Here is a 14,596-nt window from a genome sequence, read left to right on the forward strand (position 1 = left end):
GTGGGGGGAGGATCAGTTCAGGACGGCGGTGCAGGTACTGCTGAGCGTGCCGCCTGCGGCTGGGCGCTTGGTCGCCTCGATCTCCAGCGTCCTGCCCAGCCCGTCGGCATACTTGAAGTCCAGGTCGTAGGAGTCGCCGGACTGTATGGGATCACCGATCAGCCAGATCACCTGATGCATGCCGCCCACGTTCTGGTGCCCGAACACGCGGATGGTGCGGTCGCTGGCGACATACGTGGTGCTCAGGGCGGGGCTGGTGAACGTGTAGTCGCCGTTCGCCTGGACGACCAGCGAGCAGTCCGCGCCGCTCAGGGTCTTGCCCGAGTAGGTACCGGCCAGACATGCACTGGCAGCGGGATCGGACGACTGGTTGACCAGCGGGCACGCCACGATTCGGGCACGGATCTGGTTGACCGGAGTCGGGTTCGGATTGGGATTCGGGTTCGGCGTAGCCCCGCCGCCACATGCGGCCAGGACAAGGGGAAGCAGCAGGGTCGGGATGGATCGGCGCATGGGAACACTCCTTGGACGGTGTTGGATGGTGAAGGAACGACGCCCACCTCCGACGGGCGGAGGTGACGCGGGGACAGGACTGGACGGGTCGGCGGCAGGACAGCCGCGACCGGGTCAGGTCACACGGGGGTTACTTGCTGCTACACAGCCAGACCTTGCAGAACAGGGGTGGATCGCCGCCGCCGGTCTCGCTGGCATGGGCGCTGCCCAGCAGCAGGGCGGCGGCCACGGCGAGGGTACGGGTCACGCGGGACGGATCGAGGATTCGGTTCATGACTGGCCTCCTGAAGGCGGGGGATGGTGCGCTGGACGGAGGCTACTGCCGGCGCGATGAAAAAAAACCGGTAGACTTTCGATATGTCACGCGTTACAATTGACGATCCTGCCGCTGTCGAGGTGTTGCTGGATTCGTCCAAGACGCGGCTGCTCGCTCCCTTCATGCTGGAGGCCCAGACGGTCGCGGCGGTGGCCGAGGCGACCGGCTACTCCCACAGCGCCCTGGCGTACTGGGTCAAGCGCTTCGTGAAACTGGGCCTGCTGACCGAGGTAGAGGGCAGCCGCCCCGCGCAGTTCCGCGCGGTCGCGCTGGAATTTCTGGTCGATCCCACCCGCGTCATGCCGCTGGAGGACATGCTGGGGCACCTGAACGGCCCCGGCTGGGAGCGGCTGCTCCAGGGCTACACCCAGGAATACCGCCGGCTGTCGCCAGACTGGCTGGTGCTGCTCCAGGCCACGCCCCAGGGAGCGCTGATCCGCCGCGAGGTCACACCCCTGCAACTGGCGCAGGCCTCGGCCGGCGGCTGGGACGCGCCGCTGAACGAGTGGGGGGTGATGCGCCTGCGCCGCGAGCAGGCCCGTGAACTGCGGGAGCGCATGCTGGCATTGGTCATGGAGTATTTCGAGCAGGCCTCGGAGTCGCAGGGCGACGAGGTGTATTTCCTGCACCTCGGCCTGACGCGGGATGCGGTACACGGCTGACCTGTGCGATACGGTGCACGGCTGACCTCTGCGATACGGTGCACGGCTGACCTGTGCGATACGGTATATTTTGACTCAGTACAAGTTTAGATCACCGCCTCGCGCCCTGCCCGAAGGAGTTGTCCCTTGCTGCCCCTGACCCACCAGATCCTCTTTGCCCTGTTCGCCCTGGTTGCCGGGGGCTTCGGCCTGTGGGGCTTCTACCGCCTGTACCGCCGCGTGGCCCGCGGGGCCGCCGCCAGCGAGGCCCGCTTCGACCGGCCCGCACAGCGCGTGCTGTCGGCGATCCGCGTCAGCCTCACGCAGGAGCGCACGTTCCGGCGGCGCACGGCCATCAGCGTGCTGCACTCGTTCATCTTCTACGGCTTCGTGTACTACCTGCTCGTGAACGTCGTGGACGGCCTGGAAGGGTACATCAACTTCCACATCGACTCGGAAGCCAATCCGCTGTTCGCGCTGTACAACGCCCTGGCCGACCTGCTCAGCGTCCTCGTGCTCGTCGGCGTGGTCTCGCTGGTCGTGCGCCGCCTGTTCCTGCCCAGCAGGCGCGACTTCCGCTTCACCGAGAAGACACTGCTTCACCCGCTGCTGAGGGCCAACTACATCCTGCGCGACTCGCTGATCGTGTCGGGGTTCATCATCTTCCACGTCGGCAGCCGCGTGCTCGGCAACGCCGCCAAGATGGCGCAGGAGGGCGGCGACGCCTTCCAGCCGTTCAGCACCGCCCTCGGCAGCGTCCTGTTCGGCGGCGCGTCCGAGGCCGTCACGCAGGGCTGGCGCATCTTCGGGTACTGGGGCGCGCTCGGCAGCGTCCTCGCGTTCCTGGCGTACTTCCCGTACACCAAGCACATCCACATCTTCATGGCCCCGCTGAACTACGCCCTCAAGCGCCCCGTCGGCAGCGGCGTCCTGCCGCCCATGAAGGGTCTTACCGAGGCGATGGAGGCCGAGGAGCCGAAGCTGGGGGTCGAGAAGCTGGAGGAGCTGGAGTGGCCGCGCCTGCTCGACGCGTACTCGTGCATCCAGTGCAACCGCTGCCAAGACGTGTGCCCGGCGAACGCCACCGGCAAGGCGCTGAGCCCGGCCGCGCTGGAGATCAACAAGCGCATGGAGCTCAACGTCATCGCGTCGCACCCCAGCCCCTTCACGCTGAAGCCCGCGGCCTTCGAGTCCGGCGCGAGCACCGCCCACCCACTGCTGGAGTACGCCATCAACGAGGAGTCCGTGTGGGCGTGCACCACCTGCGGCGCGTGCATGGAGGTCTGCCCGGTGCAGGACGAGCAGATGCTCGACATCATCGACATCCGCCGCCATCAGGTCATGGTCGCCGGCGAGTTCCCGCAGCAGCTCCAGACGGCGTTCCGCGGCATGGAGCGCGCCAGCAACCCCTGGGGCATCTCGCGCGACAAGCGCCTCGACTGGGCCGAGGGCCTGCGCGTGCCCACCATCGACGAGAACCCCACCCCCGACGTCGTGTACTGGGTGGGCTGCGCCGCCAGCTACGACCCCGGCGCGCAGAAGGTCGCCCGGAGCTTCGTGCAGCTCCTCGACAAGGCCGGCGTGAACTACGCCGTGCTCGGCAAGAAGGAGGCGTGCACCGGCGACGCCGCCCGCCGCAGCGGCAACGAGTTCCTGTACCAGACGCTCGCCCAGGAGAACGTCGAGACCCTCAACACCGTGAACCCCAAGCTGATCGTCGCCACGTGCCCGCACTGCATGAACGCCATCGGGCACGAGTACAAACAGCTCGGCGGGGACTACCGCACCATCCACCACACCGAGTACCTGGAGACGCTGGTGGCGGCCGGGAAGCTGCCCACCGCGCAGCTCGCGGAGCACGTCACGTACCACGACCCGTGCTACCTGGGCCGCCACAACGGCGTGTACGACGCCCCCCGCACCCTGATCACCCGCATGGCCGGCGAGGTGCTGGAGCTCGAGCGCAGCCGCGAGAACTCGTTCTGCTGCGGGGCGGGCGGCGCGCAGTTCTGGAAGGAGGAGGAGGAGGGCCGCGAGCGCGTCTCCGACAACCGCTTCCGCGAGATCCAGGCGCGCCTGGACGGCGCGAAGACCGCCAGCGCCGAGTACGAGCAGACCGGCAAGGTGCTCGCGGTCGGCTGCCCGTTCTGCAAGGCGATGATGAACTCCAGCCCCGAGAAGCAGTCCCGCGACGACATCGTCGTGAAGGACGTCGCGGAGCTCCTGCTGGAGAGCGTGCAGCGCGCCGATGGTACCTTCCGGACGCCCGCCGCCCAGCCGACCGGCCCCGTTCCCGACGCCACCCCGCTGGAACAGCCGGAGGTCGCCAGCGCGCCCAACGCCCAGGTGCCGATGGCCCGCACCGGCGACGCCCCCGCCGAGGGAGCCCCGGCGGCCGTGGTGGGGGAGACGAGCGCCGACGTCATCAACGCCCAGCCCGGCAGCCCCACCGCGAACGCCGACACGCAGCCCGAGCCGCAGGCCGCCCACCCGGAGGCCACTCCCCGCCGGGCGTGGAAGGCGAAAGCCGCGGCCGACGACGTGCAGCCGGGGCCTGTGCAGCCCGAGTCCGTGCCGGTGCCCGCGACGCCCGATCCTGCCCCGGCCCGCAAGAGCTGGAAGGCGAAGGGCGACGCGACGCCAGCGGGTGGGGCGGCCCAGACTCCCGAGGCTCCACCGGCCGATGACGTGCGCGCAGCTACGGCGCCGGCCACCGACGCCCCAGCGGAGGCCCCGGCCCGAAAGGCGTGGTCGCCTCGCGCGAAGGCGGACGACGTGAACCCCACGCCGGCACCGGCTCCGCAGGCCGACGCCGCTGCTTCCGAGGCCCCGGCCCGCAGGGCGTGGGCCCCGAAGGCGAAGGCGGACGACGTGGTGGCGGCCCCGGTGACGCCGGACAGCGCGGCTCAGCCGGTCACAGCAGAGCCCGCCCCGGACGCCGACACACCGGCCGCGACGGCTGCGCCCTCCACCGGGGAGCGCCGGAAGTGGACGCCGGGCGCGAAGGCCACGCCGACACCCGCCCCGGTCGAGGCCGCTCCAGCCCCAGAAGCTACCCCGGCAGTCGCACCGACCACCGACACGGCGGAGCCCGCCGCCCCCGGCGAGCGCCGGAAGTGGGCCCCGAAGGCCGCAGCTCCAGTGGCCGAGTCCCCCGCCGTCACGGAGGCGTCCGCGCCCGCTTCGAGCCCAAGCCCGGCCGTCCAGACGGCTCCGACCCCCGAGCCCGCCCCGGCCGCCGGCCCGTCCGGCCGCCCGAAGTGGACGCCGAGGGCCGCCGCTCCGGCTGCAAGTCCGGAGGCTCCTCCCGCCGAGACCGCCCCCGATGCAGCTCCGGACACGTCGCCCATCACCGAGCACGTGCACCTCGACCACGTGGGCGAGAACACGCTGGAGGAGGGCGAGCGCGCCACCAGCGAGCCCGGCACGGGCGGGCGCAAGAAGTGGGTGCCGAAGCAGAAGGGCTGAAGCGTGCGCGGCTCACGGTAGACTCGGCGAATGACCATTGCCATCGTCACCGACTCGACGAGTGACCTGAGCCCGCAACTGTGCGCCCAGTACGGGGTGGAGAGCGTGCCGCTGTACGTGCTGTTTGACGGCAAGATGCACAAGGACGGCCTGGAGATCACGCCCCCGGATCTGTTCGCGGGCCTGAAGGCGGGCAAGAAGACGCCCAGCACGTCCCAGCCGAGCCCGGCGGAGTTCGCGGCGGCGTACGGCCGGGCGCTCGGCAGCGCCGACCACGTGCTGAGCATCCACATCAGCGGGCAGCTGTCCGGCACGGTGGGCAGCGCCCGGCTGGCCGCGCAGGAGTTCGGCGGCAAGGTGACGGTCGTGGACACCCAGTCGGTGAGCATGGGCCTGGGCATGCGCGTGATCCGCGCGGCGGAACTCGCCCGCGCCGGCAAGGGTGTTGCTGACATCGTCACCGAACTCGAGCGTGCGCAGACGGTGGCCGATCTGCGCTTCACGGTGGACACCCTGGACTTCCTGCGCATCAACGGCCGCATCGGAGGCGCACAGGCGCTGCTGGGCGGCCTGCTGAACATCAAGCCGATCCTGGTCGTGCGGGGCGGCCGGGTGGAGTCGGGTGGGCGCGTGCGCGGGCACAAGAAGGCGGTGCAGGACCTCGTGGCCCACGTGCGGTCGTATGTCGTGCGTCACGGCCAGGTGCGCGTGGCCTTCCTGTACACCGTCGGTGGCGAGGCATTCTTGCAGGAAGTGCGGGCTGACCTGGCCGGCGCGACCTTCGAGGATCTCGGGGATCACGCCATCGGTGCGGTCGTCGCCACCCACGCGGGGCCGGGGGCCATGGGAGTCGCGCTGGAACCCGTCTCCATCTGACGCAGGTGGTTCGGCCGTCACCACCTGTGGGCGTGCTGCCGCCCGGCCACCCGCTCCCGCCCGCGTGTGCTGAGGCTGCCCGGGAATCGGTCGTCGCATGACACCGTGGGGTCGTGGGGGGCGGTGGGCCCGGTCGGTGGCACTGGGGATGGTGGCGCTGCTCGCGGTGGGGTGCCGCCGACCGGACGACGGCCCCCGCCCGGATGTGGTGCTGCCGCGCATGACGACCCCGTCTCCCGTCACCGTGCCGGAGACGGATCGGCGGCGACGGCCCGATGGCTGCCTGGAAGCAGCGCCCGCCGTCGCCAAGGCCCCGGCGCCGCCGATCCCGCTGGCCGGTCGGGTGGGCCTGTGGGTGGCGGTCGTGGATCCCGAGACGCTGGTTCCCGTGCGGGCCGTCGGCACCAATCCGGACAGCGTATTCCCGCTGGCAAGCACCTACAAGCAGGCAGTGCTGTGGGCGCTGCTGCGGGCCGTCGACGCCGGTACCGTGCAGCCCACCGAGCGGTTCGACGTGACGCGGGCCAACCAGTCGCTCGGCGCGTACCCCTACGACGGCACCACGGTTCGCGACCTGTCCACGCGCATGATCCAGCACAGCGACAACACCGCCACCGACATCCTGCACCGACGGGTGGGGCTCCAGGCGGTGCAGGACGTCGCCGACCGGCTGGGCCTGTGCCGCACGCGGTTGATCCTGCCGACCCGGACGTGGTGGGTGGCCGAGGCCGGCCTGTCTGCCACGTTCAACGGCACCCGGCGCTGGGCATCGGCCCGGGGCACCGAGCGGGCGCGGCTGGCGGCCCTGATCGATGCCGATGCGCGGCGGTACCGGGCCGACTATGTCCAGCGGCAGCTCGATCTGTACTTCGATCGCCGCTTCGACCCGGACACCACGCTGCGGAGCATGAACATCTCCACGCCCTACGAGTGGGGCTCGCTCGTGGCGGCCGAGTTCATGACGCCCGGCCTGTCGCCCCGCGCGACCCGCTGGCAGCGCGAGGTCATGGCGCTGGGCTATGGCCAATCCCAGTTGCGTGTCCAGCGGCAGGGGCAGGTCGCGTATTTCGGCGGGAAGGGCGGAAACGGCTGGCGGCTCCTCACCTTCAGCGGCTACGTGGAACTGAAGGACGGCCGGCGGGTCGTCTACGCCTTCATGCAGCACGGTTCGGATGTGACGTACACACTGCCGCAGAGCCGCCGCGCGTTCGCATGGATCAATGCCGGGATCGACGCGGTGCTGGCTCCATGACCTCCGGACAGGGCAGAGATCAGGCCGGGCGGGACGGTTCCGCGCCGGCTTCGGCCCGCTCCAGTTCGGTGCGGATGGCCTCGTCCAGGCGGGGCCGCATGACCGCATACGGTTCAGGCACGGTCGCGCCGGCCGCCGGCACATGGCCCCCACCGCCCATGGCCACGGCGACATTCTGGGCGCTCACGCCACCCCGCGACCGCATGGACAGCTTGACCTGCGGCCCGAAGTCCTTGACCATCACGGCCAGCCGGGCCCCCTCGGCAGCGCGCAGCAGGCTCACGTACGACTCGACGTCCTCCCAGGTCGCGCCGGTACGTTCCAGCATGGCGCTGTCCACGCGCGCCAGCACGACCCGGCCGTCGTGGCGGAACTCCAGGGTGCTCAGCACCTCCCGCAGCAGGGTGTAATAGGTCTGCGGGTGCTGGCCGAGTTCGTCGTTCAGCCACGCGAGCCGCGCGCCGTGCGCCAGCAGGCGGGACGCGCAGATGAAGGTCTCCGGAGTCACGCTGCTGAACCGGAAGCTGCCGGTGTCTGTATTCAGACCCAACAGGAGTGGCGTCGCCACCGGTTCGCTCCACGGCAGCCCCATGGCATCGATCACGTCCGCGACGATCATCGCCGTGGCGGGCCGCGACGGATCGACGATGCCCGCGGTGGCCGTGCGGCGGTTGGTGCCGTGGTGGTCGATGTTCACGACCGGCCCGGCGAAGTCGGCCAGCGGCGCACCTGCCACGCGCGCCGGGTCGTTGTTGTCCACGTCGAGCACCACGGCCAGCGCGTCCGGGGGCCACGCCGTGAGCAGGTCGTTCAGCTCGCCGGGCGCGACCATGAACCGCAGGTAGCGCGGCACGGCCATCGGGGCATAGACCTCGCGCCCGTGTGCGCGCAGTGCCCGCGCAAAGCCGAGCACGCTGCCCAGGGCGTCGCCGTCCGGATTCTCGTGGGCGAGGAGCACCAGGGGGCCGGTGTGGGCGAGCAGGGTCGCGGCGACGGTCTGGACATCTGCCGTGTACGTGGCGCTGGAGGCGTTGCTGGCCGTCATTCTTCCCAGTATAGGCGTGCCGGTGGGGGGTTCTGTACCAATCGTGTCAGGACGGGGCCGATATGCTCATGCCGTGGCATTCACCCTGAATCTCGCCGGGCTCACGGACGAGGAACTGCACGGCCTGCTCGGCGCGGATCGGGCGCTGGCCGTGCTGCCGGAGGTCAGTCGGGCGCGGCTGGGTGGACGGCCGGTACCGGGGCCAGCCCTGCCCGCCACGCTGCACTTCACGCCGTATGGTGCCGGTATTCCGGGCGGCACTCCCGAGCACACGCGCCAGATCGCTGCACACGACGCGGCCCTGCGCGAGGCCGGCGCGAGCGGCAGCGGCGAGACGTGGTACATGGAGCCGGGCGAGCTGTCGGTGCGGCCGTACACCCTGGGAGCCGGCACCTCGGTGCTCCTCAGCTGGAACGACCGCGACCCGGGGGCGGGTGCGGCGGTGCAGCTCCTGACATGGCTGCGCGATCACGCGAGCGGCAGCGCCGTTGTCCTGACCGAGACACGGCCCGCCGGCCGACTGCCCGCCCCCAGTGAGGAAGTGGATGTCCACGTGCATTCCGGTGTGGGCATCGCGGCGCTGCTGGAGCTGCATGTCGGGCACGTCCTGCGGCATGGCCGCACCCGCCGCCTGGGGGCAGACGCGGACTGGAGCGCCCCATGGCAGGAGCTGTACGTCCTGAACCTGCGGGCTTGGGAGCGCCGCGGCCTGCTGCTGGCGGCCCAGAGCAGCTGAGCCGATTGCGCCTGGCCGGTCTGCACAGCGCGGGGTGCGGAGCTGCGCCGTCCGGGACAATGTCCCCGATGAGCGATGTAGTGAGTACAGCCCGGCACGTGGCCTTCGACTGGGGCGGCGTGTTCACGGTGGGCACCTTCGACGGCCGCAGCACCCAGAACGTGGCCGACCGCAGCGGCGTGCCGGTCGAACGAGTCCGTGACAGCTATTTCCGCCACGTGCGTCAGCTGGAGGTCGGGGCGTGGACGCTGCCCGATTTTTGGACGACCCTCCAGGCCGAGACTGGCGTGACCCTGGCCTACAGCGAATTCGAGCCCCTGTACCTGGGCAGCATTCACGACAACCTGCCCATGTACACCACGCTCGCGGCCCTGCCCCCGGCCGTGCGCGTGGGCCTGCTGAGCAACAACTACCCCGTGGTGAGTGACCATCTGCGCCGCGATCCCCGGTTCTCCCGGTTCGATGCCCTGGTGTTCAGCAACGAGCTGGGTCACAAGAAGCCTGCCCCGGAGAGCTTCGCGGCCCTGGAGGATGCCATGGGCGTTCCCGCCGCACAGGTGGCCTTCGTGGACGACGTGCAGGAAAACATCGATGCCGCGAACCGCGCCGGTTTCCATGGCATCCTGTACCACCACGATCACCACACCGAGTTCGAACAGACCCTGAGCGACTGGCTGCACCGGAGCTGACAGCCGGCGCAGCGGGGCACCAGCCGCCACGGTGGCTCCGAGCTGCATGCATGCTTGCCAGTGCGCACCGGAGCTGGCAGTGGTCGATCACCCCGGGCCGCCGTGGCTGCCCTGAGCGACCCCGGTCGCCACGTGACTGACACGCTCTACCCGAACCGAGCGACCTGACTGCGGCCGCGCCACGACACGGCGGCGGCCCTGGCACTCGCCAGAGGGCGGTGGCCATGGCGCTTCCCGTCCGCGTCGCAGGTGGTGTACTCGATTGAGTGGTGTACGGAATGGTTCGACCAGTACACCATGAATGCGGTGGGCGGTGGTCACGCACACTGAGGGCACCCGTTCGGCCACTGCCCACAGCGGCGCCGATGCCCTCCACTGTCTGCAGTGGAGTCCGCCCCTCACACCCCCAGGAGGACACCATGACCCCCACCCCCAGAACCCCCGCCGAGATCCTGGAGAAGACCTGGCAGACCGAGGACCGCTGGCAGGGCATCACGCGCAACTACGGCGCCGACGACGTCGTGAAGCTGCGCGGCAGCCTGCCCATCGAGCACACCCTCGCCAGACACGGCGCGGACAAGCTGTGGCGCTCGATGAAGGACGAGCCCTTCGTGAACGCCCTGGGCGCCCTGACCGGCAACCAGGCCATGCAGCAGGTCAAGGCTGGCCTGAAGGCCATCTACCTGAGCGGCTGGCAGGTCGCCGGAGACGCCAACAACGCCGGCCAGATGTACCCGGATCAGAGCCTGTATCCCGCGAGCAGCGTGCCGGAGGTCGTCAAGCGCATCAACAACACCCTGCGCCGCGCCGACCAGATCCAGCACTCGGAAGGCAAGCACGACATTGACTACTTCGTGCCCATCGTCGCGGATGCCGAGGCCGGTTTCGGGGGGCCACTGAACGCCTTCGAGCTGATGAAGGCCATGATCGAGGCCGGAGCGGCGGGAGTCCACTTCGAAGACCAGCTGGCCAGCGAGAAGAAGTGCGGCCACCTGGGCGGCAAGGTGCTGGTGCCGACCTCGCAGTTCATCCGTACCCTGAACGCGGCGCGTCTCGCGGCCGATGTGAGCGGCGTGCCCACCGTCCTGATCGCCCGCACCGACGCCGACGCCGCGAACCTGCTGACCAGCGACATCGACGACAACGACAAGCCCTTCTGTACCGGTGAGCGCACCCCGGAAGGCTTCTACTACGTCAGGCCCGGCATCGAACAGGCGATCAGCCGGGCGCTGGCGTACGCCCCCTATGCCGACGTGATCTGGTGCGAGACCTCGATCCCCAATCTTGAGGACGCCCGCCGGTTCGCCGAGGCCGTGCACGCCCAGTTCCCGGGCAAGCTGCTGGCGTACAACTGCAGCCCCAGCTTCAACTGGAAGAAGAACCTGGACGACGACACCATCGCGAAGTTCCAGGTGGAACTGGGCAAGATGGGGTACAAATTCCAGTTCATCACCCTGGCCGGGTTCCACAGCCTGAACATGAGCATGTTCGACCTGGCCTACGGCTACGCCCGGTCGCAGATGAGCGCCTTCGTGGAACTGCAGGAGCGCGAGTTTGCGGCGCAGGAGCGCGGCTTCACGGCCGTCAAGCACCAGCGTGAGGTCGGCACCGGCTACTTCGACCTCGTGTCCAACGCCGCCGCCGGCGGCCAGAGCAGCACCAACGCCCTGGCGGGCAGCACCGAGGCCCAGCAGTTCGGCAGGGAACTCGCCGCCGCGCACGACTGAACAGGCGAAGTGGGATCAGCGCAGCCCGGATGCGTCCAGGCTGCGCTTTCCGTGGGTGCGGAGGTTCGCCGACCGGGCCGTCTGTGTTCGTCCGGTCAAGCCGTCAGGAAGAGAACCGCTCCGGGGAGCACCCGCGCACTGACCCGCTGGACGGTGCCCGCCAGATCCCCGTCCAGATGCAGGGCGACAGGACGCGCCCACTCCACCGTGACGGCCTGACCCTGCCCGGCCGTCACGGCCGGATGCCCCAGGTGGCGGCCGGGCAGCACCCGGAGCATCAGCTCCAGCAGGCGGCCCCGGGTGACGGCGCGGCTGGCGAGGACATCCAGCCGGCCGTCGCGGATGTCGCTGCGCGGACTGATCCGGAAGCCCCCGCCGTAGCGGGTGCCGTTCATCACGGCGACCAGGGCGCTGGGGCCGGTGTACTGCACCGCGCCGTCGACCGTCACGGTCACCGGGGTCAGGGTGAGTTCGCGCACGGTCTGCACGGCTGACCACACGTACCGCGCGAAGCCGTGCAGGGCCGGGGGCGCGTGGATCATGTTCGCGGCCACCTGGGCATCGAAGCCCATGCCCAGACCGTTCAGCAGCACGGCCGATCGTCCGGCCCCGGTGCCAACCTCAACCGTGACCTCCAGGGCATCCACGGGGCGGGGCTGGAACGACAGGCGATCCAGGGAGTCGCCGAACCGGCCGGGCTTCAGGCCCAGGTGCCCGGCGAAATCGTTTCCGGTGCCCAGCGGGACGATCCCCAGCGGGCGACCGGTGCCGACCACCGCTGGCAGCAGTGCCCCGACCGTGCCGTCGCCACCGACGGCCAGCACGGCCACATCCGGCGGCAGGGCCAGGACACGCGTGAGCGCGGCGTCTCCGCTCTTCTCCTCAATCCGCTCGAAGGACAGGCCACGGCGCGTCAGCTCGCGCTCCAGAGCCGGCCACGCCCGGCGGGCACTGCCGCCGCCGGCCTGCGGATTGAGCACGACGGCAAGTGGCCGGGTCAAGCTCTCAGCTCCAGTCGGCGGGGCGGTCGACCAGCCCGAAGTGCCACGCGATGGCCTGCGCGATGCGCCGGGAGGCCTGGCCGTCGCCGTAGGGGTTGCGGGTGCGGCGCATCACGTCCAGGGTCGCCGGGTCGGAGAGCAGTCCGCCCAGCACGGCCTCCAGCCGCTCGGGATCGTTCCCGGCCAGGGTCAGCACGCCGGCCTCGAGCCCCTCGGGGCGTTCGGTCACGTTGCGCAGCACGGCAACAGGGACACCCAGCGCTGCGCCCTCCTCCTGCAGGCCGCCGCTGTCGGTCGCGAGCAGCACCGACGCCGCCATCAGGGGCGCCATGTCGCTGTAGTCCAGGGGTTCGGTCAGCTCGAAGTTGGGGACGGGCTCCAGTGCGGGGCGCACCGCTTCCTGTACGGCGGGCGACAGGTGCACCGGGTAGATGAAGTGGGTGTCCGGATGCGCGGCGGCCACCCGGCCCAGGGCGGCGGCCATCTCACGCATCATGGGCTGGTTCTCGCGGCGGTGCATGGTCACGGTCACGAGGCGCTGCCCGGCGTCCACGCGGGCCTGCCACTCCGGGCGCAGGGGCACGCGGCCGGCGACCTCGCGCACGGCATCAACGGCGGTCTGGCCGGTCACGAAGATGCCGCCGCCGTCCTTGCCCTCGCGCAGCAGGTTCGCGCGGCTGCCGGACGTGGGCGAGAAGTCCAGCGTGGTCAGCACCCCGGTCAGGCGCCGGTTGGCCTCCTCCGGGAAGGGTTCGCGCAGGCTGCCCGAGCGCAGGCCCGCCTCGACGTGCCCGACCGGGATGCCCTCGTAAAAGGCGCTCAGGGCCACGCAGAAGCTGGTGGTCGTGTCCCCGTGCACCAGCACCATGTCCGCGCCCATCTCTTTCAGGGTCTTGCCGGCCTCGGCCACGATGCGGGCGGTGAGGCCCGCCAGGGTCTGGCGGTCCGTCATGACATTCAGGTCACGGTCCGGCGTCAGGCCGAAGACGTTCAGTGCGCCGTCGAGCATCTGGCGCTGCTGGCCGGTCGAGAGGATCATCGGGCGCAGGCCCGGAGTGGTTTCGATGGCGCGGTACACGGGCGCCATCTTGGTCGCCTCGGGGCGGGTGCCGAAGGCCAGGACGATGGTGCGGTCGGTCATGGGTGGGTTTCCTTGGACTCGGTGGGGAGAGGAGAGGAGGGGGCGTCGTCCGGGGTGGGCGCCACGTTCAGTGCCCGCATGCGGCGGTATGCCACGAACCACAGGCACAGGGCCACACCGATGCCGGTCGCGGCGATCACGGGCCCATGCACCCCCTGGAGGGCCATGCCGGTCATGCCGCACAGCAGGGCCACGCCCCACAGGATCACGGCCGTGCGCCGGGCGCTGGCGGTGCGGGCCAGCACCCGGTGGTGGATGTGCGTCTTGTCCGGGTGCCCCAGCGGATTGCGGATGCCCCGTGCCAGCCGGCCGATCACGACCTGCGTCGTGTCCAGCACCGGCAGCGCCAGCACGATCAGGGGCACGAGCAGGCTGGCCCCGGCGCTGAACTTGAGCGTGCCCAGCAGGCTCACGGCGGCCAGCGTGTAGCCGAACAGGTACGCGCCGGCGTCGCCCATGATGATCCGGCTGGGGTTGAAGTTGTGGCGCAGGTAGCCCAGCGCCGCGCCCGACAGGCCGGCGAGCAGGATCACCGCCGCCGCCCGATCCGGGAACTGCGCCGCCGTGGCGAGCAGCACGGCACTCACGACAAAGCCCACGCCGCCCACCACGCCGTCCACGCCGTCCATCAGGTTCACGGCATTGGTCAGCCCCACGATCCACACGATGGTCAGCAGCGTGCTCAGCGGGCCGTTCACGGCCTCCGGCAGCACCGGAAGGAAGGGAATCGCGTTGAAATCCACCTTCAGACCGTTCACGACCAGGAGCACAGCGGCCAGGGTCTGCACCAGCAGCCGGAATGCCGGCGACAGGCCGAACTGGTCGTCGATGAAGCCCACCAGCACCAGCAGGGACGCGCCCAGGAGGATCGCCAGCACCTGGATGTTCACGATCTCGATCACGATCGGGCGCAGCGCCCACGCGACGACCACGCTGAGCAGGAAGCCCGCGTAGATCGCCAGCCCGCCGGCGTTCGGGAGGGGTTCGGTGTTCAGTCGCCGGGCATTGGGCATGTCGGCCCAGCCGGCCTGCACCGCGAAGGCCCGCAGGCGGGGGATGAACAGCCAGGTGAACACCCAGGCCGTGATGAAGGTCAGAACGACACTGAGAAAGCCCCGGCCCAGCGGGTCGGCGATTCCCAGAGGCGCGAACAGCGCATGCAGCGGATCCATAACTGACGGGATTCTAAGG

Annotated in this window: 13 protein-coding genes; 7 read left to right on the forward strand and 6 right to left on the reverse strand. The window is 70.3% G+C overall.

The genetic code is table 11. The features are described from left to right. Positions 1 to 12: 12 nt before the first annotated feature. Both U2P90_RS10680 and U2P90_RS10685 read right to left on the reverse strand, forming a co-directional pair. Positions 13 to 513 (reverse strand): hypothetical protein, encoded by a 501-nt coding sequence (locus U2P90_RS10680; protein WP_322472081.1) that lies wholly within the window; start codon positions 511 to 513, stop codon positions 13 to 15. Positions 514 to 643: 130 nt separating this feature from the next. Next, entirely contained in the window at positions 644 to 787 is a 144-nt protein-coding gene (locus U2P90_RS10685; protein ID WP_322472082.1) for a hypothetical protein, read from the reverse strand. 83 nt (positions 788 to 870) lie between these two features. Here U2P90_RS10685 and U2P90_RS10690 point away from each other — a divergent pair, with 83 nt between their 5' ends. The 4 genes from U2P90_RS10690 to U2P90_RS10705 all read left to right on the forward strand — a co-directional run bounded on the left by U2P90_RS10690 (position 871) and on the right by U2P90_RS10705 (position 7,066). Beyond that, positions 871 to 1,491, forward strand: coding sequence for a hypothetical protein (locus U2P90_RS10690; protein WP_322472083.1), 621 nt, complete (start codon positions 871 to 873; stop codon positions 1,489 to 1,491). Positions 1,492 to 1,617: 126 nt separating this feature from the next. Beyond that, complete coding sequence (locus U2P90_RS10695) at positions 1,618 to 4,938, forward strand: heterodisulfide reductase-related iron-sulfur binding cluster (protein WP_322472084.1); 3,321 nt, start codon at positions 1,618 to 1,620, stop codon at positions 4,936 to 4,938. 30 nt (positions 4,939 to 4,968) lie between these two features. Then, positions 4,969 to 5,814 (forward strand): DegV family protein, encoded by an 846-nt coding sequence (locus U2P90_RS10700; protein WP_322472085.1) that lies wholly within the window; start codon positions 4,969 to 4,971, stop codon positions 5,812 to 5,814. 220 nt (positions 5,815 to 6,034) lie between these two features. Then, positions 6,035 to 7,066 carry a serine hydrolase gene (locus U2P90_RS10705; protein ID WP_322472086.1) on the forward strand — a complete coding sequence of 344 codons (1,032 nt, stop codon included), beginning with the start codon at positions 6,035 to 6,037 and terminating at the stop codon, positions 7,064 to 7,066. 19 nt (positions 7,067 to 7,085) lie between these two features. Here U2P90_RS10705 and U2P90_RS10710 read toward each other — a convergent pair whose 3' ends face one another. Continuing rightward, positions 7,086 to 8,111 carry a DHH family phosphoesterase gene (locus U2P90_RS10710; protein ID WP_322472087.1) on the reverse strand — a complete coding sequence of 342 codons (1,026 nt, stop codon included), beginning with the start codon at positions 8,109 to 8,111 and terminating at the stop codon, positions 7,086 to 7,088. 73 nt (positions 8,112 to 8,184) lie between these two features. On the opposite strand from U2P90_RS10710, the gene U2P90_RS10715 reads away from it, so the two are divergent. From U2P90_RS10715 to aceA, 3 genes are all read left to right on the forward strand, one after another. Continuing rightward, the gene (locus U2P90_RS10715; protein WP_322472088.1) at positions 8,185 to 8,847 is read left to right on the forward strand and encodes a hypothetical protein; all 663 of its coding nucleotides are present in this window, start codon (positions 8,185 to 8,187) and stop codon (positions 8,845 to 8,847) included. A gap of 68 nt (positions 8,848 to 8,915) precedes the next feature. Beyond that, positions 8,916 to 9,536, forward strand: a complete 621-nt coding sequence (locus tag U2P90_RS10720) for an HAD family hydrolase (protein ID WP_295817325.1) — start codon at positions 8,916 to 8,918, stop codon at positions 9,534 to 9,536. 419 nt (positions 9,537 to 9,955) lie between these two features. Next, on the forward strand, positions 9,956 to 11,263 hold the full coding sequence (gene aceA / locus U2P90_RS10725) for an isocitrate lyase (RefSeq protein ID WP_322472089.1): 1,308 nt from the start codon (positions 9,956 to 9,958) through the stop codon (positions 11,261 to 11,263). 95 nt (positions 11,264 to 11,358) lie between these two features. Here aceA and U2P90_RS10730 read toward each other — a convergent pair whose 3' ends face one another. From U2P90_RS10730 to U2P90_RS10740, 3 genes are read right to left on the reverse strand one after another with little or no spacing between them, the layout of a single operon-like run. After that, positions 11,359 to 12,264 (reverse strand): diacylglycerol/lipid kinase family protein, encoded by a 906-nt coding sequence (locus U2P90_RS10730; RefSeq protein ID WP_322472090.1) that lies wholly within the window; start codon positions 12,262 to 12,264, stop codon positions 11,359 to 11,361. 4 nt (positions 12,265 to 12,268) lie between these two features. Next, positions 12,269 to 13,405, reverse strand: a complete 1,137-nt coding sequence (gene wecB / locus U2P90_RS10735; protein WP_322472091.1) for a non-hydrolyzing UDP-N-acetylglucosamine 2-epimerase — start codon at positions 13,403 to 13,405, stop codon at positions 12,269 to 12,271. Then, positions 13,402 to 14,577: an MraY family glycosyltransferase gene (locus U2P90_RS10740; RefSeq protein ID WP_322472092.1), complete on the reverse strand. Its 1,176-nt coding sequence runs from the start codon at positions 14,575 to 14,577 to the stop codon at positions 13,402 to 13,404. Before U2P90_RS10740 ends, wecB begins: the two co-directional genes overlap by 4 nt. Positions 14,578 to 14,596: the final 19 nt, after the last annotated feature.

This window comes from Deinococcus sp. AB2017081, from assembly GCF_034440735.1.
Lineage (GTDB): Bacteria > Deinococcota > Deinococci > Deinococcales > Deinococcaceae > Deinococcus > Deinococcus rufus.

Excerpts from the sequence above, each read along its gene's own strand:
- U2P90_RS10680 (WP_322472081.1), bottom strand. The coding sequence starts at position 513 with ATGCGCCGATCCATCCCGACCCTGCTGCTTCCCCTTGTCCTGGCCGCA.
- U2P90_RS10685 (WP_322472082.1), bottom strand. The coding sequence starts at position 787 with ATGAACCGAATCCTCGATCCGTCCCGCGTGACCCGTACCCTCGCCGTG.
- U2P90_RS10690 (WP_322472083.1), top strand. The coding sequence starts at position 871 with ATGTCACGCGTTACAATTGACGATCCTGCCGCTGTCGAGGTGTTGCTG.
- U2P90_RS10700 (WP_322472085.1), top strand. The coding sequence starts at position 4,969 with ATGACCATTGCCATCGTCACCGACTCGACGAGTGACCTGAGCCCGCAA.
- U2P90_RS10705 (WP_322472086.1), top strand. The coding sequence starts at position 6,035 with ATGACGACCCCGTCTCCCGTCACCGTGCCGGAGACGGATCGGCGGCGA.
- U2P90_RS10710 (WP_322472087.1), bottom strand. The coding sequence starts at position 8,111 with ATGACGGCCAGCAACGCCTCCAGCGCCACGTACACGGCAGATGTCCAG.
- U2P90_RS10720 (WP_295817325.1), top strand. The coding sequence starts at position 8,916 with ATGAGCGATGTAGTGAGTACAGCCCGGCACGTGGCCTTCGACTGGGGC.
- aceA (WP_322472089.1), top strand. The coding sequence starts at position 9,956 with ATGACCCCCACCCCCAGAACCCCCGCCGAGATCCTGGAGAAGACCTGG.
- wecB (WP_322472091.1), bottom strand. The coding sequence starts at position 13,405 with ATGACCGACCGCACCATCGTCCTGGCCTTCGGCACCCGCCCCGAGGCG.
- U2P90_RS10740 (WP_322472092.1), bottom strand. The coding sequence starts at position 14,577 with ATGGATCCGCTGCATGCGCTGTTCGCGCCTCTGGGAATCGCCGACCCG.